This window comes from Anaerotruncus sp. DFI.9.16, from assembly GCF_024461615.1.
In the GTDB taxonomy this organism is placed as follows: Bacteria; Bacillota; Clostridia; order Oscillospirales; family Ruminococcaceae; genus Anaerotruncus; species Anaerotruncus massiliensis.
Map to the genome: position 1 here is coordinate 20,059 of NZ_JANFZX010000017.1, position 21,754 is coordinate 41,812.

26 protein-coding genes and 1 pseudogene are annotated in these 21,754 nt (G+C 57.8%); 3 read left to right on the top strand and 24 right to left on the bottom strand.

Translation table 11 applies throughout. The features are described from left to right. The first annotated feature begins 100 nt into the window (after window positions 1–100). The 3 genes and pseudogenes from mobV (at window position 101) to NE609_RS08665 (ending at window position 2,849) form a co-directional block, all read left to right on the top strand. On the top strand, window positions 101–1,045 hold the full coding sequence (gene mobV, locus NE609_RS08655; RefSeq protein WP_006772916.1) for a MobV family relaxase: 945 nt from the start codon (window positions 101–103) through the stop codon (window positions 1,043–1,045). Then, window positions 1,029–1,244, top strand: coding sequence for a hypothetical protein (locus tag NE609_RS08660; protein WP_006772915.1), 216 nt, complete (start codon window positions 1,029–1,031; stop codon window positions 1,242–1,244). Before mobV ends, NE609_RS08660 begins: the two co-directional genes overlap by 17 nt. A 94-nt stretch (window positions 1,245–1,338) precedes the next feature. Continuing rightward, window positions 1,339–2,849, top strand: a pseudogene (locus NE609_RS08665) (recombinase family protein). Between the two features lie 26 nt (window positions 2,850–2,875). Here the strand turns inward: NE609_RS08665 and NE609_RS08670 are convergent. The 24 genes from NE609_RS08670 to NE609_RS17645 all read right to left on the bottom strand — a co-directional run bounded on the left by NE609_RS08670 (window position 2,876) and on the right by NE609_RS17645 (window position 21,746). Then, window positions 2,876–3,037 (bottom strand): hypothetical protein, encoded by a 162-nt coding sequence (locus tag NE609_RS08670; RefSeq protein ID WP_256152284.1) that lies wholly within the window; start codon window positions 3,035–3,037, stop codon window positions 2,876–2,878. A 14-nt stretch (window positions 3,038–3,051) separates the two neighbouring features. Then, window positions 3,052–3,456 (bottom strand): head decoration protein, encoded by a 405-nt coding sequence (locus NE609_RS08675; protein WP_118358596.1) that lies wholly within the window; start codon window positions 3,454–3,456, stop codon window positions 3,052–3,054. Between the two features lie 4 nt (window positions 3,457–3,460). Continuing rightward, window positions 3,461–4,720 carry a head maturation protease, ClpP-related gene (locus NE609_RS08680; RefSeq protein ID WP_256152285.1) on the bottom strand — a complete coding sequence of 420 codons (1,260 nt, stop codon included), beginning with the start codon at window positions 4,718–4,720 and terminating at the stop codon, window positions 3,461–3,463. Window positions 4,721–4,725: 5 nt separating this feature from the next. Then, entirely contained in the window at window positions 4,726–4,926 is a 201-nt protein-coding gene (locus NE609_RS08685; protein WP_118729363.1) for a hypothetical protein, read from the bottom strand. Beyond that, window positions 4,916–6,541 (bottom strand): phage portal protein, encoded by a 1,626-nt coding sequence (locus NE609_RS08690; protein WP_256152286.1) that lies wholly within the window; start codon window positions 6,539–6,541, stop codon window positions 4,916–4,918. The genes NE609_RS08685 and NE609_RS08690 overlap by 11 nt, the downstream gene beginning before the upstream one ends. A 135-nt stretch (window positions 6,542–6,676) precedes the next feature. After that, window positions 6,677–6,931, bottom strand: a complete 255-nt coding sequence (locus NE609_RS08695; protein WP_118358604.1) for a hypothetical protein — start codon at window positions 6,929–6,931, stop codon at window positions 6,677–6,679. A gap of 10 nt (window positions 6,932–6,941) precedes the next feature. Then, on the bottom strand, window positions 6,942–8,864 hold the full coding sequence (locus NE609_RS08700) for a phage terminase large subunit family protein (protein ID WP_256152287.1): 1,923 nt from the start codon (window positions 8,862–8,864) through the stop codon (window positions 6,942–6,944). Then, the gene (locus tag NE609_RS08705; RefSeq protein ID WP_256152288.1) at window positions 8,854–9,414 is read right to left on the bottom strand and encodes a helix-turn-helix domain-containing protein; all 561 of its coding nucleotides are present in this window, start codon (window positions 9,412–9,414) and stop codon (window positions 8,854–8,856) included. The genes NE609_RS08700 and NE609_RS08705 overlap by 11 nt, the downstream gene beginning before the upstream one ends. Window positions 9,415–10,038: 624 nt before the next feature. Beyond that, window positions 10,039–10,563: a ParB/RepB/Spo0J family partition protein gene (locus NE609_RS08710; protein WP_055270154.1), complete on the bottom strand. Its 525-nt coding sequence runs from the start codon at window positions 10,561–10,563 to the stop codon at window positions 10,039–10,041. Beyond that, complete coding sequence (locus tag NE609_RS08715; RefSeq protein ID WP_055270156.1) at window positions 10,556–11,710, bottom strand: phosphoadenosine phosphosulfate reductase family protein; 1,155 nt, start codon at window positions 11,708–11,710, stop codon at window positions 10,556–10,558. The genes NE609_RS08710 and NE609_RS08715 overlap by 8 nt, the downstream gene beginning before the upstream one ends. Continuing rightward, entirely contained in the window at window positions 11,701–12,306 is a 606-nt protein-coding gene (locus NE609_RS08720; RefSeq protein ID WP_256152289.1) for a ParB/Srx family N-terminal domain-containing protein, read from the bottom strand. The genes NE609_RS08715 and NE609_RS08720 overlap by 10 nt, the downstream gene beginning before the upstream one ends. After that, on the bottom strand, window positions 12,303–13,085 hold the full coding sequence (locus NE609_RS08725) for a phosphoadenosine phosphosulfate reductase family protein (protein WP_256152290.1): 783 nt from the start codon (window positions 13,083–13,085) through the stop codon (window positions 12,303–12,305). Before NE609_RS08725 ends, NE609_RS08720 begins: the two co-directional genes overlap by 4 nt. Then, window positions 13,082–14,464 (bottom strand): hypothetical protein, encoded by a 1,383-nt coding sequence (locus NE609_RS08730; RefSeq protein WP_256152291.1) that lies wholly within the window; start codon window positions 14,462–14,464, stop codon window positions 13,082–13,084. Before NE609_RS08730 ends, NE609_RS08725 begins: the two co-directional genes overlap by 4 nt. A gap of 239 nt (window positions 14,465–14,703) precedes the next feature. Beyond that, on the bottom strand, window positions 14,704–15,087 hold the full coding sequence (locus tag NE609_RS08735; RefSeq protein WP_118729355.1) for a hypothetical protein: 384 nt from the start codon (window positions 15,085–15,087) through the stop codon (window positions 14,704–14,706). Window positions 15,088–15,125: 38 nt separating this feature from the next. Continuing rightward, window positions 15,126–15,308 carry a hypothetical protein gene (locus tag NE609_RS08740; RefSeq protein WP_118729354.1) on the bottom strand — a complete coding sequence of 61 codons (183 nt, stop codon included), beginning with the start codon at window positions 15,306–15,308 and terminating at the stop codon, window positions 15,126–15,128. After that, window positions 15,308–16,009: a hypothetical protein gene (locus NE609_RS08745; RefSeq protein WP_256152292.1), complete on the bottom strand. Its 702-nt coding sequence runs from the start codon at window positions 16,007–16,009 to the stop codon at window positions 15,308–15,310. Before NE609_RS08745 ends, NE609_RS08740 begins: the two co-directional genes overlap by 1 nt. Before the next feature lie 112 nt (window positions 16,010–16,121). Beyond that, entirely contained in the window at window positions 16,122–16,682 is a 561-nt protein-coding gene (locus NE609_RS08750) for a hypothetical protein (protein ID WP_256152293.1), read from the bottom strand. Next, on the bottom strand, window positions 16,675–17,094 hold the full coding sequence (locus NE609_RS08755) for a hypothetical protein (RefSeq protein ID WP_118358620.1): 420 nt from the start codon (window positions 17,092–17,094) through the stop codon (window positions 16,675–16,677). The genes NE609_RS08750 and NE609_RS08755 overlap by 8 nt, the downstream gene beginning before the upstream one ends. A 6-nt stretch (window positions 17,095–17,100) precedes the next feature. Then, the gene (locus NE609_RS08760) at window positions 17,101–17,352 is read right to left on the bottom strand and encodes a hypothetical protein (RefSeq protein WP_118358622.1); all 252 of its coding nucleotides are present in this window, start codon (window positions 17,350–17,352) and stop codon (window positions 17,101–17,103) included. Further along, complete coding sequence (locus tag NE609_RS08765; RefSeq protein ID WP_256152294.1) at window positions 17,349–18,722, bottom strand: ParB/RepB/Spo0J family partition protein; 1,374 nt, start codon at window positions 18,720–18,722, stop codon at window positions 17,349–17,351. The genes NE609_RS08760 and NE609_RS08765 overlap by 4 nt, the downstream gene beginning before the upstream one ends. Before the next feature lie 50 nt (window positions 18,723–18,772). Then, window positions 18,773–19,957, bottom strand: coding sequence for a hypothetical protein (locus NE609_RS08770; RefSeq protein ID WP_256152295.1), 1,185 nt, complete (start codon window positions 19,955–19,957; stop codon window positions 18,773–18,775). A gap of 14 nt (window positions 19,958–19,971) precedes the next feature. Then, window positions 19,972–20,829: an N-6 DNA methylase gene (locus tag NE609_RS08775; RefSeq protein WP_256152296.1), complete on the bottom strand. Its 858-nt coding sequence runs from the start codon at window positions 20,827–20,829 to the stop codon at window positions 19,972–19,974. A 3-nt stretch (window positions 20,830–20,832) separates the two neighbouring features. Further along, window positions 20,833–21,063, bottom strand: coding sequence for a hypothetical protein (locus NE609_RS08780; protein WP_118729347.1), 231 nt, complete (start codon window positions 21,061–21,063; stop codon window positions 20,833–20,835). Further along, entirely contained in the window at window positions 21,063–21,746 is a 684-nt protein-coding gene (locus tag NE609_RS17645) for a DNA translocase FtsK (protein ID WP_279036567.1), read from the bottom strand. Before NE609_RS17645 ends, NE609_RS08780 begins: the two co-directional genes overlap by 1 nt. Window positions 21,747–21,754 lie beyond the last annotated feature (8 nt).

Sequence of the window (21,754 nt, forward strand, 5' to 3'; positions counted from 1 at the left end):
ATTTATATCTATTCCATTCCAATCCTATCAGAGATAGTTTCGGCGGGATTTTCCCTGTGGAAAACCCGCTGGAAAAGAATGGAACGAGGAAAGGAGCAGAATGGCACAACACGCAATCTTGCGGTTTGAGAAACACAAGGGCAACCCGGCAAGGCCGCTGGAAGCCCATCACGAACGGCAAAAGGAACAGTACGCCAGCAATCCCGACATTGACACCAGCCGGAGCAAATACAACTTCCACATTGTTAAGCCGGAGAGCAGGTACTACCACTTTATACAGAACCGTATTGAACAAGCTGGCTGCCGCACCCGTAAGGATAGTACCCGGTTTGTGGATACGCTGATTACCGCCAGCCCGGAGTTTTTCAAGAAGAAGCCCCCAAAGGAGATACAGGAATTTTTCCATAGGGCGGCTGATTTCTTAATCGGGCGGGTAGGCCGGGAAAATATCGTATCGGCAGTGGTACACATGGACGAGAAAACACCCCACCTGCATTTGGTCTTTGTCCCTCTGACAGAGGACAACCGCCTGTGCGCTAAGGAGATTATCGGCAACAGAGCCAATCTCTCAAAATGGCAGGACGATTTTCACGCCTATATGGTGGAGAAATATCCCGACTTGGAGCGTGGGGAAAGTGCCAGCAAGACAGGCAGGAAGCATATCCCCACCCGTCTGTTCAAGCAGGCGGTCAATCTATCCAAACAGGCAAGAGCCATTGAAGCCACGCTGGACGGCATTAACCCGCTGAATGCCGGAAAGAAAAAAGAGGAAGCCCTCTCCATGCTGAAAAAGTGGTTCCCACAGATGGGGAATTTCTCCGGGCAGTTGAAAAAATACAAGGTCACAATCAATGACCTGTTAGCGGAAAATGAAAAGCTGGAAGCAAGGGCAAAAGCCAGTGAAAAAGGCAAGATGAAAGATGCGATGGAACGGGCAAAGCTGAAAAGCGAACTGGACAATTTACAGCGGCTGGTTGACCGTATCCCGCCGGATATACTGGCGGAACTGAAACGGCAGCAGCGGCAGCATGGAAAGGAAAGGTGATTTTATAAGTACCACTATCAGATACAAAAAGGAAACGGAAGTCGTGACTTTTCAAGGCAGGGAAATCACGCTGGAAAACCTCTCCCCGGTGTTCACGCCGGAGCAGGAAGCGGCAAAACGCCGGGAACTGGAACAGCAACTTTATGAGGTGTTCCGCAAGTATGCCGACAAACGGCAGAGTGAGGAAGCCGGGGCATAAGGTTTTCCAAAGCCATCGTTGATTTGCGGGGCTGCTGACGGTATAATAAAGGTGTCAGCAGCTCCGTTTCTTTTTTAAGAAAAGGAGCGACAATATGAATAATCGAATAGACGCAATCTATGCAAGGCAATCGGTAGACAAAAAGGACAGCATTTCCATTGAAAGCCAGATTGAATTTTGCAAATACGAGTTGAAAGGCGGTAACTGCAAGGAATACACAGACAAGGGGTACAGCGGCAAGAACACAGACCGTCCGAAGTTTCAAGAACTGGTGCGGGACATCAAGCGGGGCTTGATTGCAAAAGTCGTGGTTTACAAACTCGACCGTATCAGCCGTTCCATTCTGGACTTTGCCAACATGATGGAGCTGTTCCAGCAGTACAATGTGGAGTTTGTGTCCTCTACGGAAAAGTTTGATACCTCCACCCCGATGGGGCGGGCTATGTTGAATATCTGTATTGTGTTCGCCCAGTTGGAACGGGAAACGATACAGAAGCGGGTAACGGACGCATACTATTCCCGCAGTCAGCGGGGCTTCAAAATGGGCGGCAAGGCTCCTTACGGCTTCCACACCGAGCCTATCAAAATGGATGGTATCAATACAAAAAGCTGGTGGTAAATCCAGACGAAGCGGCAAATATCCGGCTGATGTTTGAGATGTATGCTCAGCCCACAACCTCCTACGGGGACATTACCCGGTACTTTGCCGAACAGGGGATTTTATTCAACGGCAAAGAGCTGATACGCCCCACGCTGGCGCAGATGTTACGCAATCCTGTCTATGTGCAGGCAGACCTTGATGTGTACGAATTTTTCAAAAGTCAAGGGACGGTCATTGTCAATGACGCTGCCGATTTTACTGGCATGAACGGCTGCTATCTGTATCAAGGGCGAGATGTGAAGCCCAGCAAAAAGAACGACTTGAAAGACCAAATGCTGGTACTGGCTCCCCATGAGGGCATTGTTCCCTCCGACATCTGGCTGACCTGCCGCAAGAAGCTGATGAACAACATGAAAATCCAGTCTGCCCGAAAAGCTACCCATACATGGCTGGCGGGAAAAATCAAGTGCGGGAACTGCGGGTATGCCCTTATGAGTATCTTCAATCCCTCCGGCAAGCAATACCTTCGCTGTACGAAACGGCTGGATAACAAGAGTTGTCCGGGGTGCGGGAAAATCATTACTTCGGAACTGGAAGCGGTTGTTTATCAGCAGATGATAAAGAAACTGGCAAGCTACAAGACGCTGACAGGCAGAAAGAAAGCGGCAAAGGCAAACCCTAAAATTGCCGCCCTGCAAGTGGAACTTCTCCATGTGGACAGCGAGATTGAAAAGCTGGTGGACAGTCTGACGGGTGCAAACAATGTTCTGCTCTCCTATGTGAATGTGAAGATAGCGGAACTGGACGGGCGCAAACAGGAACTTGTGAAGCAGATAGCCGAGTTGACGGTGGAAGCCATCAGCCCGGAACAGGTCAATCAGATTTCCGGCTACCTCGACACATGGGACAATGTATCCTTTGACGACAAGCGGCGGGTGGTGGATTTGATGATTACCACCGTTGCCGCTACAAGCGACAGCTTGAACATCACATGGAAAATCTGATGGGTGGAACCCCTCCCGTCAGATACCTACCCTGTGTAGTCCCTTGTAAACTGTACTTTGTCGCAGGCGAAGATGTCGCCCTCCCCGGTGGGGAAGTAGCGGTCCTTGAAAAAGGTCTGCTGAGGAACGATCTCCTCGGTGATCGCCATCAGCACATAGGTGTCAAAGAAATTCAGTTCAGAAGCCATTGTTGATTCCCTCCTTAGTTGGCAGCGGCAGCAGCCTTGAAGACGATGCCGCGCATACGCAGGTTATCCTTATCACCCTCGGTGATGGTGTAGCTGGCCGAGACCGTCACCTTGCCGATGTCGAAGCAGCCGGCGGTGTAGACAGCTACCTTCTCGTCGGCAGCGGTGCCGACCTCGATGTCATCACACAGAATGCAATCGGGGGTCAGCGTTTCGTTGCTGACAGCCGCAGTACCCAGCACCACCAGCTTGCCGTCGCCGGCCGTGCCGGAGGACTTGGCGAGGATGGTGCCGCGCTTGAGCGTGGCCGCAGCGGACAGCTTGCGGATAACGCCGCCGCGCACTTCGGGCGCGGGCTTGATGTCGGTGATCAGACCGTCAAAGGTCATCTCGCCGAGCTTTTCACTCAGATTGATCATGTTCTTAGCCCTCCTTCTTCTTGCCCAGCAGGTCAGCGACCATGCTCCGGGCGTTGGTCATGCGCGCCTCGGGGGTGTCGTTCTTCTCGCCGTCTTCGCCCTCGGGCGTTTCGACTGCGGGGGCAGGAGCGGCAGGAACGCCCTCGGCGCCGGATTCCTCGCTGTCGTCCTTCAGATCGGTCAGAAACTTCTTGCCCTGCTTGGCGGCGTTCTTGGCCGCTGCCATCAGCAGGTCGGCAGCAGAGCAGGGCTTGTCGCCGTACTTGGCCTGCTGCACGTCCGTCGCGTCGAGCAGACCGGAGATCTCGTCGATCTCCTGCATACGCGCACGCTCGGCCTGAATCGCGGTGTTGACCGCCTCGGTGTGATCGACGGAAGCACGGGCGTCGGCCTCCACCTGAGCGATCTCGTCCGGGTACTTCGCCCGGAGCTCTTCCTTAGTCATGGAAATTCCTCCTTCATCGCCGGTGACTTCCGGCTTGTTTTTATCTGTCTCAACCGGGGCGGAGGCCTCGGGTGTGACTGTGGGAATGTTGTCCGGCGCGAACATGCCGGGGGCAAGGTGCATCTGCCGCCCGTTCACGAACAGGCTGCGCCCGTCCGCGCTGGCGGCGATGCTGGTCGGCTCCGCGTCCTCGATCAGCTCGTCCGCAAAGCCCTTGTCGATGGCCTCGCGGCCTGTCATATAGGTCGTGTCCGCCATCATGTGGGAGATCACCGTGGTCGACAGCCCGGTCTTGCGCGTGTAGACCTCCATCTGCATCTTGTCCCACGCCTCCTGCTGGGTAGCCTGTTCCCGTAGCTCGTCGGCGTTGTAGCCGCCCCACAGGAAGGTCCAGCATTTGTGGATCATGACGAGGCTGGAGGGATTGACCCTGACCGTATCGCAGGCGCACATGATAAGACTGCCGCCGCTCATGGCAACGCCGTCCACGATGCAGGTAAGCTTCGTGCCGTTCCGCGCCAGCTCCCGCAGGCGGTTGTGGATCATGTTGGATGCTCCGGCGTCGCCGCCGTAGCTGTTCATGCGGATAGTGATGGACGTGCAGCCGGAGATCTGCTTGAGGTCCTCCAAAAACTCGGAGAGCAGGATGTACTGCCCCTCGACGGGCTCGCCCCACCAGTTCGTGGGCTGCTCCTCGTAGATGTCTCCATACATGGTGATCTCGGCATCACTGCCGTCCACCGTGGCCATCGTATAGACCTTTTTCGAGATGCTGACGGCGGGAGACTTTCGCCCAGCTCTCTTTGCCGGAATACTCATGCGCATTACCTCTTTTCTTTCCAGATATCGCTTGACGGAATGTAGGGACTGTTCAGCCACTCGCGGATTCCCGCGCGGCAGTTCTCGTTGCAGCGGCGCTCCATGTTCTTCGGGCAATAGGCGCAGTAGTCGCTTGCGTAGTTCCAGATGGCGAGCGCCATGCTCCGCACATTCAGGCTCTGCAGATGCTCGAAGTTAGTCTTCATCGCCGTCACCTTCTTTCGGCGATGCCGATACAACGGTGACCTTGTTGCCTCCTGCCTGTGTCAGCAGCTCGTTTTCACGCTGCAGCTGCTCCACGTTCTCCTCCCAGTCGCCGCCGCTCATTTCGCGGCTGACCTGCTCGTGGGTCTTGATGGCATTGTCGATCAGCATGAGGGCGGCTTCTGCCTCCTTCTTGGGGTCAAGGCTGCCCTGCACGGGGCCGATCCAGCGCGCGCCGCACCATGCCTCCCGCACAAGGGGGTCCGTGAAGAAGCCGGGGGCGTTGATGCGCCCCAGAGCGACCGCTTCGGCCAGGAACATCTCATAGACCGGCTGGCAGAAGTCGTCCACAAACCACTTCCGGCGCATTTTGAATGCTTCCCACGCCTCCAGCAGCGCGCCTCGGCTTGCGGAATAGGAGCTGTTGAACTCCTTGATCAGCACATCGTAAGGCAGCTCCAAGGCAGCGCCGACCAGCTTGCACAGCGTCTTGACAAAGGTCTCAAAGCCAGCGGTGGGGATGTTCGGATTGCCGAAGTTGACCTTTTCCCCGGGGGCGAGGTGCGTCACCGTACCCGGTCCCATCTCGTACTCGTTGTCATCATCGGAGATGTTGTTCGCCATCGGTCCGCCGTCCGCGTTGACCTCGGCGGGGACGCCGGCAATATCTCCTGCGCCGACCTCGTTGAAGGGCGTATCGGAGGGGTCGGTCTCCGTTTCGATCCATGCAGTGAAGAAGCTCTGCACCAGCGCCGCCATCAGCTCGGACTCCGTATAGCGCCGAAGCTGGAGCAGCGGCTCGATGACCTGCGCCAGATAGGGAACGCCGCGGTACTGGTCCGGGCGTTCACTGTCCATGATGTGGAGAATGTTCGGCAGGCCGGTCTTGGCGCCGTAGGCCTCAACGCGCTGCCACTTCTGCGGCTCGCTGGTGATCTGGTGCGGGTAGGTGTTGCTGATGTGATAGGCGACCACGCGGCCGTTGCTGTCCACCTCCACGCCGTCGTAGACCTTGTGGCCTGCGCCGGGCTTTCCCTCGGGGATCTTGCCCTCCACGAAGCCGCCGATGGTGACACCGCCGCCATATTCGCTTGGCGTGCAGGCGCGGTCCGCCTCCACGATGTGTAGCCGCAGGGTATAGGGGTTTAGTGGTGTTGCCGGGTATCGCTTGACCAGTGCGAACACGTCGCCGCTGAGCAGCCACGACTTCAAGGCGAGCTGCTGCAAACTCTCAAAGTTGTTCAGGCCCAGCGCGTCGCAGTTCTGCTTTTTCCCTGCCCACAGCCGGAATTCCATCTCCGCCGCGTGCTGCCACTTCTTCGCCGCCTCCGGGGAGATGCCCAGCACCTCGCGGTCCACGGACGCTTTGAGCGTCAGCCCCGTCCCGATGACCTTGGTGCGGTTGGTATTGATCGCCGCCGTAGCCACCGGCGCGGCCATGTAGAGCATTCGCGCCCTCTGCCGCAGGGTGGCGTTGTTGCGGTTGATGTCCTCATTGGGAGCGCCGCTGTCCGGAACAAATCCCTTGAGCGCCCGCCGCGTCAAGCTGGCCCCGGCTTCGCTGTACCCCTTCGCCTGCGGCGCGGCTGCGCGGCGGCGGTCTTTCTTGTTGCTCAATGCTTATCGCCTCCCGTTTTCGGAATAAAAAACAGGCCGCCCGGCGGCGAAAGGAGCAAACTCCGCCAGGCTGCCTGTGCAAAAAGCCCTTTCGGGCGCTTTGCCGGTATCATTTTCGTGACCTCACGAAAAAGGTCACCAGTCGCGTGGAACGATGCCGAAAGCCTTTCTCGGCTTGCGGCCGTTCAACTCCGCTAAAAGCTCATCGACCTTCTTCTCCGCGTCCTCGATCTCGTCCTTCAGGTCGGGCAGGTCGAAGCGCGTCAGCTCGCGGTCGTCGATGACATAGCTTTTTACGCCGCCGTCCACAAGAGCCAGATATGCGGCGCGCAGCTTTGAGAGGGCGCTCTGCCAGAAGTCCAGCCGCGCCCGCAGTTCAACTTTATCCATATCGGACACCTCACCAATCGTCGTAGTATTTCTTCCCGCTTCTGCGCTTCGGCCTCTGCTTGGCGGCGGGAGGCGGCATGACAGGCGTTGCAACAGGGGCAGGAGCGCGTTCGCCGCCCGCCTCCTTTAGCCGCCTGTCTATCTCGTCCAGGTTCTTGGGAAGCGCCTTGAACGCCGCCAGCGCATAGTTGCGGCAGTCCAGCGCCTCGTTGCGCTCGTGGCCGGGGATCTTCTTCCACTGCCACGGCTGCTTTTTGTTGGGGTCGTAGACCTTGACCTCGGAGAGCAGCCCTGTGAAGTAGCCGGAGCCGTAGTCATCCCGCTTGGGGAAGTGACAATATTTCGCGCCCGGCGTCTGTACGCGCAGGTTGTCCATGATGACCTCCTTGCCGGAGTCAACGCCGATCTGGTACTGCCAGCAGGTGCCGACCGCCGTCTGCTTGATGATGATCTTCTGCTTTTTCGGCGGCGCGGTGTAGGGCTTATCGCTGCCGGGCATGCCCTTGATGCAGAACACCTTTTTGCCCAGCCGCGCCCGGCACTGCATACGGACCTCCTGCGTGAAGTGTCCGCCCTCGTCCACAAAGGACATTGACATTTTCAGCCCCACGCCGTTCTCAAAGCGCAGAACGCGATCAAATACCAGCTCGTCCAGCTGCGCCCATACGGCATCGTCATCGGGTCGTCCCATGATGATGCCTTTCTCAATGCCCCAGGTCTCACCAAAGTGGCCATGGCCGACGATCTCGTATTCCATGCGGTCGTCCTGGGTATCGACACCGGCCGTCAGAACAAGCACGCCCTCCGGCAGCTCGGCGGGGTATTCCTCCCTGCGCGCCATCAGACTGTCCTCGTCCTCCAGGTCTCCGCGATCCTCCCACAGCTCGCCGAAGCAGGTGTTGTAGACGACCTGCATCTTGCGGGTACTGCCGATGGCGTTCAGGTATTTCAGAATGATGGATTCCCAGCTCGCCCACTGGCTGACAAAGGCGTTCAGCCAGAACGAGCGCGTGCCCTGCTCATAGGCGGCGGGGTTGTCCGCCTCCCATCTTGCCGGGGCGCGCTTCATTTCCGCCTCGGTGGAGATGCAGCCGCAGCCGGGGCAGGCATAGTAGACGCTGCGGACCTTGTAGGTCTTTTTCCCCGCGACGATGATCTCGTCGTGCTCAAAGCGGATGTCCGCCCATTGGATCTCGTGATACTCGCCGCAATGAGGGCAGCGGGATTTCCACCGTTCCATCGTGCCTGTCGCGTAGGCGGCTTCAATGGCGCTGGCGTTTTTGACGGTGGGCGTGGACACCTCAGCGCTTTTCGCGTTGTAGAATGTCGTCTGCCGCGCCATCGCCAGATCCCACGGGTCGCCCTCGTTACCGGCAGACAGCGCCCAGCGGTCGCGCTCGTCGCCCAGCACATAGCGGATAGGCTTTGACGCCAGAGCGTGGGCCTCGGTGGAGCCGCACATCGTGAGGATGCCTCCGGGGTAGGTCTTTTGCAGAATTGTATTGCCGCTGTCACGGCTCTTGGGGTCGCTGACCTTCTTTCGCAGCGTGGGGCAGTCGCGGATCATCGGCGCGATGCGGAGCTTGGAATACTCCTTTGCGTCAATGGTGGTAGGGTGGACAAACAGGATCGAGCCGGGGTCCTGGTCGATCACATAGCCGATGCAGTTATTGAGAAATTCAGACTTACCGACCTGGGACGCAGCCACCATGACGATGTGCCGTATCTTTGGGTCGGTCCATGCGTTCATCGGCTCGCGGAGATAGGGGGTGCGCTCGGTGCGCCACGGTCCGGGCTCTGCGGCGCTCTCGGCCGACAGGCGGCGATTCTGCTCCGCCCATTCGGTTACGGTCAGGTCGTCCGGCGGGAGCATACCGGCCATCGCTTTGGCGATGACCTTGTTCAGCCGGACGGCGGCGAGCCTACTCGTCATCGCTGTCACGCTCCGACCAGTCGCGCCGTTCTCTCACGCGCTCCTCGTATTTCTTGGGGTCGTAGTGATACCCGGCCAGCTCCCGCATGACCTTGCTGACCTCTTTGCGGATAACCTCGGACGCCTCGGCAGGCGTGGACACAGCCGCTACATCGACGGCCAGCCGCCCCGGCAGCGCATTGAGCGCACCGCGAATGGTGTAGACCATATCCTCCGTCAGCGCGGCAACGTCCTCCGCACGGTGCATGGTACCTTTCAGCTCCTCGGCCTCCAGCTTGGCGATGGTGGCCTTGGACGCTTTCATCGTCGTCTCCGCCACGCGGCGGGTCTTCTCCAGCTTCTTATCCTCTTCGTCCATCGGGCCGTCGGACAGGAACTTAACATACCGCTGGACGGAATCGGCCAGCCGGAAGCAGCCCTTGCGGCAGGTTGGTATCGTGCCGTCCTGCGCCATCTGCTGCACCCGCCGGGCAGACACGCCCAGCACCGTCGCCAGCTCCGTCGTGCTGACCTCGCTCTCGTCTGTGATTTTTTGCATACGGTCAGACATTGCGCGTCTCCCCTTTCTGCATGCTTGCAATTGCTCACAAGATATGCTAAAGTAAAACGAGACGCATCAAAACGCATCAAGACACATCAAAACAAGTTAAAATGCGCTGCCCTTCCTATGGAGGATGCAAAACCCTGACCGCTGCAACGGTCGGGGTTTTCTTTTTTGCAGAGCGTATCAGCAATACAGGGCTCACCGGAATTGCACCGGAGCGCCCGCAGCTGGTACCAGCAGCTACAGGCGAGACCCTTACCCTGTTGTGATCTTATATTTACAGGAGGCGTGAAATCTTTATCGAACTCCCGGGCGTTTCCGCACGGAAGTGATAAAGCAAAACAGAGATATTGCGGCAAATACCGCCGCAGGTGCCAAACTTTGCACCAAAATCAAACGAGGAAGCGTAACGAAATGCCCGATTTTCCCATTGGTAACTATGCGTTTTTCGGGGTCGGCGAGCCCGCGGCGTGTGGGGCGGGGGTCGTCACAGTACCTTTTGCCGTCGTCGCCTGTTGCAACGCATTTCCCCGCCCTCAGCGCGACGATGCCGAGAGGGGGAGGGAGCAACACAGCCAGACGCAGATACGCCGCTCTCGTGCGATGTATGCGCCTGGCTGTGGTATTGTGTTATAACTTCGTCAGCAATTCCGCATGGCTATACCCCTTAACGCCCTTGGTCATCATGCCGAGGAAGTCATCACGCGAGAAATCAGAGAGCCGGAATACTTCTTCGGGTTTCATTCCGAGCTGTTTGCCGATCTCCTGAACGGACTTGCCCTCGTCCAGCAGCCGCTTTACGATGGCTTTCATCGGCTCAAGCAGATGTGTACCACGAGCGCGGTTGTGTGTGACGGTGCCGTAAATATCCTCGGTCGCGTCATCATGCCGCACGATCACCACCGGCACCTTGCCTTTGAGCATAGTGTGCAGCGGCTCCTCTCCGGCCACGGTCCAGCGGTGAAAGCCGTCGATGATGGTGTAGTCGGGACGCACGACGATGGGAAGCGTCCAGCCATTGGTCATGATCGATTGCACCAGCAGTTTCAGATTCTCACGGTTGACCTTGTTGGGATTGTAGTCATTGGGCTTGAGCTGCTCCCGGTCTACCCATTGCAGGGAGGATAACGGGGCGAACAGATCCGCGTCAGCCATTTGCCTCACCTCCCTTCCGGAAGCGCTTGGCGTAATCGGCGTAGGCGCAGGATATGTCCTGATAGATGGCGCGCAGGGTGCGGAGCTTGGGATCACCAGCAGTCAGACCGCCGTACATTTTCTTGTAGTCGCGCGGCCGAGCCATTCCGTCCATCTGAATGAACATCTTGCGGTACTGCTTAGCGATCTTGCGCTTATGCTCCGTGTTGAAGAAGTCTCCCGGGCGGACGAACAGCATCTCCTTCAGGAGCGCACGGTAGTCCTTGGTGTCCTCGCCCTCCAGCTCCCGGCGCTTCCTTGTGGTGCGGTGGAACATTTCGCTGTCCCAGTACAGCATGGCAAGATAGGCGTTCGGCTCACGCCGGAGAACGCGCTCCATGAGCGATGGGTCATATTCGCCCAGGTGTACCAGCACGGGTACGGTATCAACAGAGAAGAACTGCGACACGCGCAGCTGATTCCGATTGACTCCGACCTGATACATCTGCAGGTAGACCTCGGGGACTTCGATGCGCTGGTCTCGCAGGTACAGCCAGACGTCCGCCGTCTTCCAGTCGTAGATGGGATAGATGGTGTTCGTGCCGGTGATGCCCTTTGCGCCCATATTTAGTGCCGCCATGTATTGGAGCCGCTGAATGGACTCTGCCGCGCGGACTCCGGTGATCATGATGCCGTCCATCGTTACGCGGGGCAGGAAGGATTGATAGTTGTCGATCCTTGGCCGGAGCTGCGGGTGATTGCGGATGGCAAAGGGCGGCGGCTGCCGCACCCAGACATCGCGCTTGCGCCGATCCCAGCAGACGAAGGTTTCATCGCTGGACAGCTCATTGAGACAGCTGAAATGCTTGACCTCGATGCACCACCATTGAAACTTGGCGCCGGCAAGCAGGAACTTCTTCCGCCACGCCTTGGTCGTTGCTTCAATGGAATCGAAGATCGCCTCCTCGTCCACGAAAAGGACGGTCAATTGCGAGGGATTGATCTCTCCGGCCTGGATCAGCTTATAGGTCAGGTCGGCAAGAACGATACTGTCCTTGCCGCCGGAAAACGAGAGGTATACGGGGACGCCGTTGGAAAATACGTTCTTGATCCGCTGGCGCGCCGCAGTCACAACGTCGATGTCTGAGCTGATGCGCTTTACAGCCATATCCGCTCACCACATTTCGGGCAGAGGATAAACCTCTTAGCGGGCTCGGTGGAAGACGCCGTGCCGCTCTGCGCGGGTGCGATTTCCTCAGCCTGCGCCGCAGCAGCTTCTTCCCGGGCGGCGTATTTCTCGCGCGTCTCGGTGATGGCCGCAGCCTGCTCCGGCTCAATGGTGCCGTACTCAAGCAGGGTGTCGCTGGCTTCGTCCGCCTCCATCACCATCGCCCGGAGAAGATCTTCCTCGTAGCCGGGGATATCCAGGTCGTCCTTCAGGTCGAGAATGAAAGCATCCAGCGCGGCCAGATCGTCAACGCCGAGGTCAAAGACACGGTTATCGGCCAGCATGAGTTTTTTCTTCTCGGCATCGGTCAGTCCGGACACAACATAGCAGTCCGCTTCTGTGCGGCCGAGGGAGAGCAGCGTTTCATACAAGCCGTTGCCGGCGAGAATAACGCCGTCCTCGTCGACCACGATGGGGCGAATCTGACCGAACATTTCGACGGAGCGGCGGAACTCTTTCAGCTGCTTGTCGGTGTGCATTCGGACGTTCCGATCCGGTCGCCGCAGCTCGGTCAGAGGCTTTTTTATGACCTTCATGCCTGCACCCCCTTCAAGAAGGCGCGAGCGCTGTCGATCTTTTCAGCTGCCGCAAGGACGATGCCGGGGTCGATATCGTAGACCTCACGCCAGCCGTTCTCGATGCTGCCCGTCCATTGGCGGGCGGGCCACGGGTGAGTGCCGCACAGATATCCGTTCTTCCAGCCGTAGATCGGCGGAAGAGGGAGCTGATGATAGTGAATATAGGCAAGGATGTGCTCATGCTTCCACGCAGCGAGCGGGCTGAATCGCGTAACACCTTTGCCATCGGTATAGATATTGCTGTTGCGACCGACATAATTGCCGTCCGCACGGCGACGGCCGAGAATGATGACGTCCAGCTCGTGCGCCTTGAAGTATTCACGCTGCGCTCGGTGCTGCACGATAGAAAACCATCGTCCGGCCGCGGCGGAGTCCTTGGGGAAAAGCATCTCTTGATGCTTCGCCAACCAGTCGATATCCTGATGCGTGTTGATGACTTCGCAGCCTGCCGGCTTATGCTCCTCGATCCACGCGGCAAAGGCGGGGTATTCCAGGTCGCACACGCCGATCATGCAGTCAGTGACGCCAGCCGCTTCGCACAGTTTGCCAAGGACAATACTGTCCTTACCTGCGCTCCACGCATAGGCCGCAGCCTTGCCCTCAGTATGGGCTTTGATGTCTGCGACGGTCGCAGCGGTCAAAGCGTCCAGCTCCTCACGGGAAACGGCGTTTTCGATCGTTGCAACGGCTTCCAGCCATGCACTGTTGTCGATGCTCTGCTTTCTTCCGAGACTCATGCCTTCACCGCCTTTCTCGAGGCGATAACGGCGACAAGGCCACTGGATAGGACGGTCGTCAGACTGCCTGCCGCTTTCACAGCCGGAATGCCGGCGAGATTGCCGTAGGCGAAGATCGGAAGCCCGACACACAGCGCGGTCAGCACACCGGCAAAAACGCCCTTGCCCGTCAGCTTCTTACCGAGCAGCGTCATGACCGTCGGCAGCAGCGTCGAAGCGCGGAGCGTTCCGTAGAACAGGAACAGGTATGTCACCGTCAGGCCGGGAATGTTGGCGATGGCGATAGCCACGATCAGCAGGCAAAGCATTGTGCGGCGCGAAGTCTGCACCGTGTCCTTCCCAATGCCGAGCCAGTCTGTCGTGAGCGACGCCGCCGCGCAAAGGTTGCTATCCACTGTGGAGAGCAGGCCGGAGATAATCATAAACAGGAACGGGACCAGCACCCATGTCGGAAGCAGCGAGGAAACGAATTCAAAGTTGACCATGCCGGTGTCGCTGGCCACAAAGCCGGAGCCTGCGGCGAGGAAGCCAACCGTTCCCATGCAGATCGGAACGAGCGCAAACAAAAGCGCACCGGCAAAAAACGATCTGCCGATGCGGTCGCGCCTGATTGCGAAAGCTCGCTGCCAGAAGCACTGATCCCCGAATGGGCCGGAGATCAGACCGACAGCCATCGGCAGACCGTAGCCCAGCAAGACTTCAATGCCCGTGGAGGAGGTGAGCGAGGTATATTCTCCGGAGACAGCACCGAGCCCTGCCTGTACCGTGTCAAAGCCGCCGGTCATGCGAAGGCTCAGAACGACCAGCAGAGCGCCACCCACGAGAATAATGCCCAGCTGGACGACATCGGTGATGATGGAGGCTTTCAGTCCGGAGAAGCGGGAGTAGGAATATGCGATAGCTGCCAGGGCGAGCGTCATGCTCCAGAATGGCAGCCCCGTAATGAGAGCCAGCGTCTTTCCCCCGGCGAGCAGCTGCACCGCCGTTGAAAGAACGGCCAGCGCGCCGAGCTGGAAGGAGTAGACGCCCTTGACCTTGCCGGAGTGATAGCGCTCCGCCATGTAGCCGGTCAAGGTGATGCCCTCCGGGTACTGCGCCCGGATCCTTTTTGCAAAGGGGATAAACAGGATCAGGCACAGCACATTCGGTACCGTAAACCAGAACATCCCCGGGATGCCGCGAGTATAGGCCATCTCCGAGGAAGTGAACAGTGAGGGAGCCCAAATCCAAGTGGCGGCGATGCTCATGGCGGCAATCGCCGAGCCGATGCGCCGGTCCGCCACATGGAAGCCCTCTGCGTCGGTCGTCTTTCGGGTGAACATCAGCGTGACGCCGATCATCAGCACCGCATAGACGGCCAGAATGACAATTCCGAACATTTTGGAAATCTCCTTTTATGATGTCACCGCTGCCCTCTGCTGGCGAACATCGGACCCGGCGCATGACCGGCGCGCAAGGAGTAACGCGCAGGCCTCAACCTCCTTCCCATACGAATGACGGCCACCCCGCGAGGGATGGCCGCCTGGCTTATGTAGGATTTTACGAGTCTAACATTACTACCGTTTTTGAGGGAGTTCAAGGGTAACGAAGGGAATTAGCGTGTCCTTCCGGGACAACTTTACGAATCCAAAGAAGATAAGTACCTATAGCAGATCCGCTTTGCACTTTCCTCCGTATTGCCTCCTACAACCGTTGCAACTTCCTTCCACGCCAGTCCTCTCAAAAATCTCAATCTGAAAATGATTCGCGTCTGGTCATCGTCGATGCCTTGAATGAACGGCATGATCTGCCCCTCGCTGGCCTTGACCTCTTCCTCCAGAAAACCGACACGCGCATCCATGTCCACGATTTCGGCTGCGAGGTCGCCGACCTTATCCTTTATGCCGGGAGTATGCGGCATACCTGTGAGAACAGCCGCGCCGGGGCAAGCCGCGTCACGCAAGGACTGTAGCATCTCCCTTGCCCTTGCCAATTTCTCTATCAGCTCGAAGTGCTGATTCAACTCTGAAAGCGTCGTAATGGCTCACCCCTTACCTGTTCTTACTTTTTGCCGCGCTGCCGGTCGCTGACCTCTCCGATCTGCATCTGCCGGTATGTCGGCTGTATTACTTCCACCGATACCACGCGGGTATCGCCGTATCGCTCCAAATCCTGCGCGATCTGCTCCTTTATGCCAATGGCCTGCCCCGCCGGGGCGTTCACATGAACGGTGATAATGAGCATCATCGCACCGTCTGATAGGCGCGAGCTTTCTTGTTATAGACCAGATCGACCGGCGCGCCGCAGGAAAGGCAGTTGTAGGTGATACTGTCCTCTTCGATGTTCGTTCGATACTTGAAGCTCTTCCCGCACTTACAGCGGATGTGCGCCGACGTGAGATCGTGCAGCGGCGTTTCTCCACCGCAGGCCGCACACCGATAAGACGAGATAGGCTGTTTGACACAAAAGCCTCGCAAATCCCCGCACTGTGCGCACCGAATAAGCAGAAATCCCTTGTATGTCTTCGGCGTGGTCTCCTCGACTTCTGCTCTATCAGGGATAGCCCATGTCTCTTTCGGCCCGAACATAGTCTCCGCGCGGCTGGGCTTTGCACGAAGCGAAGTCGGGTCTGCTTTGTGCATCTCCGGCAGAGATGCCTTCGTTGCAGCCCCGCGCCACACAGGGCGGCAGTCTATGCCATTCCCGAGGCGGCAATGCCATCTGTTCGCGCCGCTGAATTCCTCTTTCTCTCCATGCTCGCAGTATTCGCAGTTGCCGTTCAGCCAAAGCAGAGCGGCAATATCGGTCGCGGCGGCGTTGATCGCCTCCTCCGCTCCCGCAAACTCCTGCACCAAGTCAAAAAGACGGCTGTAATCGTCGTACTGAATACGCCCGGTTTCGTTCAGCTCATTGACAAAATCGAGCAGGTTTTCAAATCGTTCCATAGAAACTCCTTTTCATTTCGGCACCACGCAACCGCAGGCCGTGCATTGGCCGTGAAAGTGTCCGTTGCTGCACGCCCAGGCGCTGGCCTTTTTTAGTGCCATGGGGCAAATTTCAAGCATGATAATCCTCCAGCACATAGCACCAGCTCTGGGGCGGGCGCTTAATGTCACCGCTCAATTTTTTGCAGCCTGTGCATTCCCATGTGTATTCTGCATGGCAAGAATCGCACGGGTCAGTTGCGCGCTGGAACTCGCCCAGATCGCGTGGCATATCATAAATGCGCAGGCCGGAGATGTGCCAGCCGTAAAGCGGTGTTCCGTGTCCATAATCCCATAGTGCCCCATTTTCAAGACAAGTCTGGAATACATAATCATCGTCAATGTCATAGATGCCATACGGATCGTTTGCTGGGGCAAGTCTATCTATGCGGTCGCAGGTAAATTCCCCGATGACTTTGCCATTACACCGACAAACGGTATTTGTGCGATAGTTGAGCTTGTCCAGTTCCCCGCAGGACACAGAAATGTAAGGGTGATCCATAGTGCAATAGATATAGCACTTGAACGGTGTTTGCAGCTTCGGTCGCGTTTTTCGTACCTCGATGGTTTTCTCACCATTGACGATCTTCTCGCACCACTTCGGGCGGATGCTAATAAGCACACTTTTATCCATTTGCGCCCTCCAGCATGAGCTGCCCTGTCGCATACGCCTGATAGAGCGTCCTGCCGTTTCCGTCGGTGAGATACGGGAAGAACACTTCATCGACGGCTACATCACAGGATTCCACAAGGGCAAGCTGCGCCAGCACCCAGTCGCGGATATTCCTCCATGCTGTCCTTTCAGCCTGTGCGCGGTCAGCTTTGATCTTCTGCGCCGCGAACACTCGCAATGTCCCATCCACGGCCGCAGGGAGCCGAAAGCCCCTCGTACCGGCTACGGTCTCGATGGCGAACGTGACCGCTGTCGGCTTGCCGGATTCATAGTCCACCATGATTTTTGTCGCGCCAGCGCGGGCAAGCGCGCCCTGAATCTCGCCGAGACTCGTGTAGATGTCCACGCCGCTGGTATAATTCTTAATTGCCATTTTGCTTTACCTCTTGAAATTGCCCGCCGCCCGGCAGCTCCCCCAGTGGGGAGCGAAGCCGGTGCCGGTGGCCTTGTGCGGATCTTCCGTGTACTCACAGGAAATGACCTCGCCGTTAGGCGTGACGATCTTTTTACTGCCGGAGCGGGGCTTTTCGATGTAATAGCGCGGGGTGGCGTCACACGGCATGGACTTCCCTCCGGGTGTTCTGATCCAGACGATAGCCGCGCCGCAGCCTTTGCAGGTAGATGCTCTCATTCGTCGGTCGCCTCCCCGAAAAGCTCATGTGTTCCGTCCTGGAGCGCCTTTTCGTCGTCGGACATCTCGTAGCCCAGCTTGACGAGCAGAGCATAGATGTGATCCAGCTTCTCATTCTCCTCGTGCTTCATGGTGTAGCTGTTCCAGTAGCTGCGGAAATAGCCCTCGGACTTTCCGTCGCCCAGGCGCGCATAGATCATTCGCAAGAGCGCCTTTTCAGGCGTCTTGCCGATCGCGTCGGTCACGGCCTGGAGCGTAAATGCGGCATCGTCCTCGCCGTCCTCGTCATCTTCGGCAAATGGTCCAACGCCAGTAGCCTGCATAATTTCCTCTTCGGTTAGCCAGCTGGTATCATCTCGGTATTCAGCGTAAGCCCACAGCGCCACGACATCCGCAAGGCGCTTTTTGATGGCGGCTGCGGAAACGGTAGCCACGAAGTCGGCGCGAAGCTCATAGGCGCGGGCGGTTGCTTCGGACAGCGCCTTTTCTGCGGCGTCCTTTCGCTCCTGTTTCATCTGCTCCTCGCGCCTCTTCGCCTCCTCTTCTGGCGTGGCAGCAGTAGGCTCGTCCTTGACCATCAGCGCGATATAGCCCCACTTTTCAATGCAGAAGAAGTATTCAACGGTATCAGCGTCATCGGGGCGTCCCATCTCAATCTTGCTGCTGACATAGTCACTTTTGACCGTCCTATATCCCGTGCGGCTCTCCACCTGCGTAGCAAAAGCACTCAACAGCTCCACCCATTTCGCCTTGCGCTCGGCTGTGGCCTCAGCATCGATAGCCTGTTTCAGCTTGTACTTGAAGTTCTCGGTGCCGATGTAGTCGAGCATCTCATTTTTGCGTTCCGGGCTTTTCAGCTTCTCCAGCTCCATGTACTCGAACAGGCTGACGCCGCGCTCCTCGGACTTTTTGAACTTGTCCTTGTCCAGTTCCAGGAGCTTCACACGGCGCCGGACGGTAGTAACGGAAAAGCCGGACTTTCCCGCGATGTCCTCGACGGTATCGCCCATGTCAAGCATCATCTGGAAGCCCTGCGCCTGCTCATAGACCGTCAGATCGGACCGCTGCATATTCTCCGTGAGCATCGTACTCAGCTGCTCCCGCTCCGACATCTCGACCACGACGCAGGGAAGCTCCTCCAGGCCGGCCAGCTTTGCGGCCGCAAGACGGCGGTGGCCGATGATAACGCGGTAGCTTTCTCCGTCCCACTTCTTCGTGATTTCCCCGATCAGCGGAACAACGGTGAGGTTTTGGAGTACGCCGTTGACCTTGATGCTCTCGGCCAGCTCGGTCACATCGCCCAGGTCCTTACGGGGGTTATCGGGATGCCCCCACAGTTTACTGACCGGAATGTACTTGATTTCTGCCATAAAACGCTCCTTTCTTACGCCGAGCTTTGCCCCTCGGCTGGGACTGTTTATTATCTTCGGCTCATGCCGTTCACGCGGCACCAGTGCCGCTGGGCCTGCTTCTTCCTCGCGGTGCGGCAGGCCGCACAGAAGCGGTTTTCCTTGCGCTCGTAGAAGGTGCCGCCGCACCGTGCGCAATACTGAGGCTGAATACGCCGGAATGCTGTGCAGCTGTCGCAATCCGTACACCCTGCGGAGCATCCGCCAATGTCGTCCCAATTCATGCACATAAACCGCTGCCAGTAAGGATCATAGCCGAGATCGTTCATGCGCTTACGAAGGACCGTTGCCAGCGCGGATAGGTCGCGCCTGACCTGATGGCGGGTGCGGGAGATATAGAAGCCATGACGGACGTCCATTTCCGGCGCACCGTGCCCCCACGCGCCATCACCGAGCATTTCCCGCACCTTGTCGGCGTTCTCGGTCAGATAATCGTTGTAGACCTTGGATCGGACGCACTTTTCGGAACGGCCGACCGCCTTGCCTATGGCGGCGTAGCTGTCGCCGTGGCGGATGCCGTCTGCCAGTATTTCAAAATCCTCGCTGGTCCATGTGCCACGCTTGCCGGTCAGCTCCATCGAAACGGGGCGATCCTTGATGCCGAGGTCACGGCAACGGCGCGCGATCGCACCGTGAGAACGATGCATCATCTCGGAAATTTCCGCCCATGAGTACCTGTGCTTACTGAGCAGCATCTTCAGCCGAGAGTCCTCGTCCTCTCCCCACGGGTCTTTCCTCTGAATGGCGTATGCCTCAAAGTCTTTCTTGCGCTGCTCGGCTACCCAGTCCGGCTCCTCACCGAGCGCCAACGGCTCCATCTTGGAAAAGTCGATGAAGCTGCGGTATCGCTCGGCCCACTCCCAGAACTCTTCAATGTAGACCACCCGAAAGCTGCAGCGGTTGACCTTTTTTGTGTGGACGGGCAAGCCGCGATTTTCGACCCAGCTTTTCATTTTGTAGCCGTAGGAGCTGCTTCCTCCGTTCACCGCCAGCAGGAGTTGATTTAGAGTGACATACTCGCCGGCCATCAATACCGCGCCTAAACCCAGACGCTGAGCTCTGACCTTGACGGCGTTTGTGGTACGATTGAGTTTCTTTGCGATGGCCGGAACAGAAATCTGCCCCCACTTTTCCATCAAATAATCTTCTTCCTCGGGCTTCCATGTCCGGCTCCCGAGAGGCGGCGGCTGCCGCATTCCGTTCCCTCCCATCAAAATAGAGTGAGCTGGCCGGTTTTCGTTTCCGCCAGCGGTTGAGATTGTTCCGGCGGCGCGGCAGGCGCCGGCGGCTCTGCCGGTACCTGCTCTGCCGCGTTCCGAAACAGGAGATCCATTTGCGCCCCGATGCGGCGGTAGTGCCAGACATCGCGGAAATACATCGGTGTGTACCAGACCTGCGGGCCGTCCTTTGGCAGCAGACCGCGGGCGTCGTAGCTGACGGACGGGCGCAGGAGAGAGTCGTCAATGACAACATAGCCGGGGCAGCCGAGCAAGCTCAGTTGGATGTAGCACATACACCCGGCGAGGAAATCTATGTCCTGCGCCACGAACAGCACCGAGGTCTGATAGTTGATATGCTGTCTCCGGCACTCATTGGCGAATGCGAGCAGCAGCGCACCGGCTCCGCAGGCGGGGTCGTTCACGGACACCCAGCCCTGCTTTTCTACCCGCGCCGTCATATCAGGCGCATAGGTCATCGCGGACATCGCCCTGCAGACACTGTACGGAGTAAAGAACTGTCCTTTCCATTCGTTTCCGAGGCCGAGCGCCATAAAAAGCTCACCGAGGAAGTCCTGCTCGGGATCGCGCTCCAATTCGGCTACGACCTCAAGCAACATATCTGCAAAGACTTCCAGCTCCTTAGCGGAATACTTCTCTGCGCGGCTGCGGTACATTTCTTCCCTGGCCTTGGCCTGCGGGCCTCCCATCGTGTTGGCGATTGCGATGGCCGACATGATGATGAAGTCCTGCCAGATGTCCCAGCGGGAATACTTCCCACTCAGCCCTTCTATGAAGCGGACGATATTCTTCTGACTTTCCCCTCTGACGTGCCGCAGGGCGTTTCCCATGACTTAGCCCTCCTTGTCCGCTGCTTTCAGTTCTGCGGCTTCGCGCAGCTGCGGAGCGACTGACTTAACGGCGGCTTGATACCCGGCGTCATACCCGCGTTTCCACACGCGGCTGAGGTAGGCCGCAAGCGTCGCCTTGTCCATGTGCTTGATTGTCTTGTAATCCTCGCGGCGCATCTGACCGGCAAGCTGCAGGTCGTGCGCGGTATGCTTATTGGCATTTACAGTCGGCATCAATCTTCACCGCCTTCCGTGTCGTCAGGCTCGTCGGTAGGGAGGACCTCGCGGCCATCGGAGCCGTTATACGGACCGACGACACCCAGCTCCTCCAGTGCGTCAATCAGACGCGCAGCCTTTGCGTAGCCAACGCTCATACGGCGTTGCAACAGCCCCACAGTCGCTTTATTCTCTGCCCGAACAATGGTAATGGCCTGCTGAATGTCGGGGTCGTCCAGGTCAACCTCGGGGCCATCCTCGCCCTGCATATCCCCCTCGTCCTCCGGCTCCTCGTCGGTATCGCCAGCCTCGTCCTCGTCAATGACCGGCATGAGGCCGCTGCGCAATGCGTTCTTTTCCAGCACATCGCGGAAGAAATACTGCTGCCAGTAGGTAATCATCTTCACCAGAATGGACTCGATCTTGGTGCGGAGCGTCTTGCTGATGGTAAAGGTGCCGCCCGTTACCTTCGTGTCCAGACCGCCGTCCTCGAAGATCCAGGACATGGAGGCGTCGGGGCTGCGGTAGCCGACCTCCTCGACATTCTCCAGCATGGAAATCTGCGCATCCATGCCCTGTACGGGCTTGATGGTAAAGATGATTGGGTATCTGTCTTTTTCAAAGCGATAGACGAGATCGTGCTCATCGCACAGGCCCTGCATTTTCTTCTTTTGGGCTTCATACATGGAAATTTCGCTCATGGTGGTAA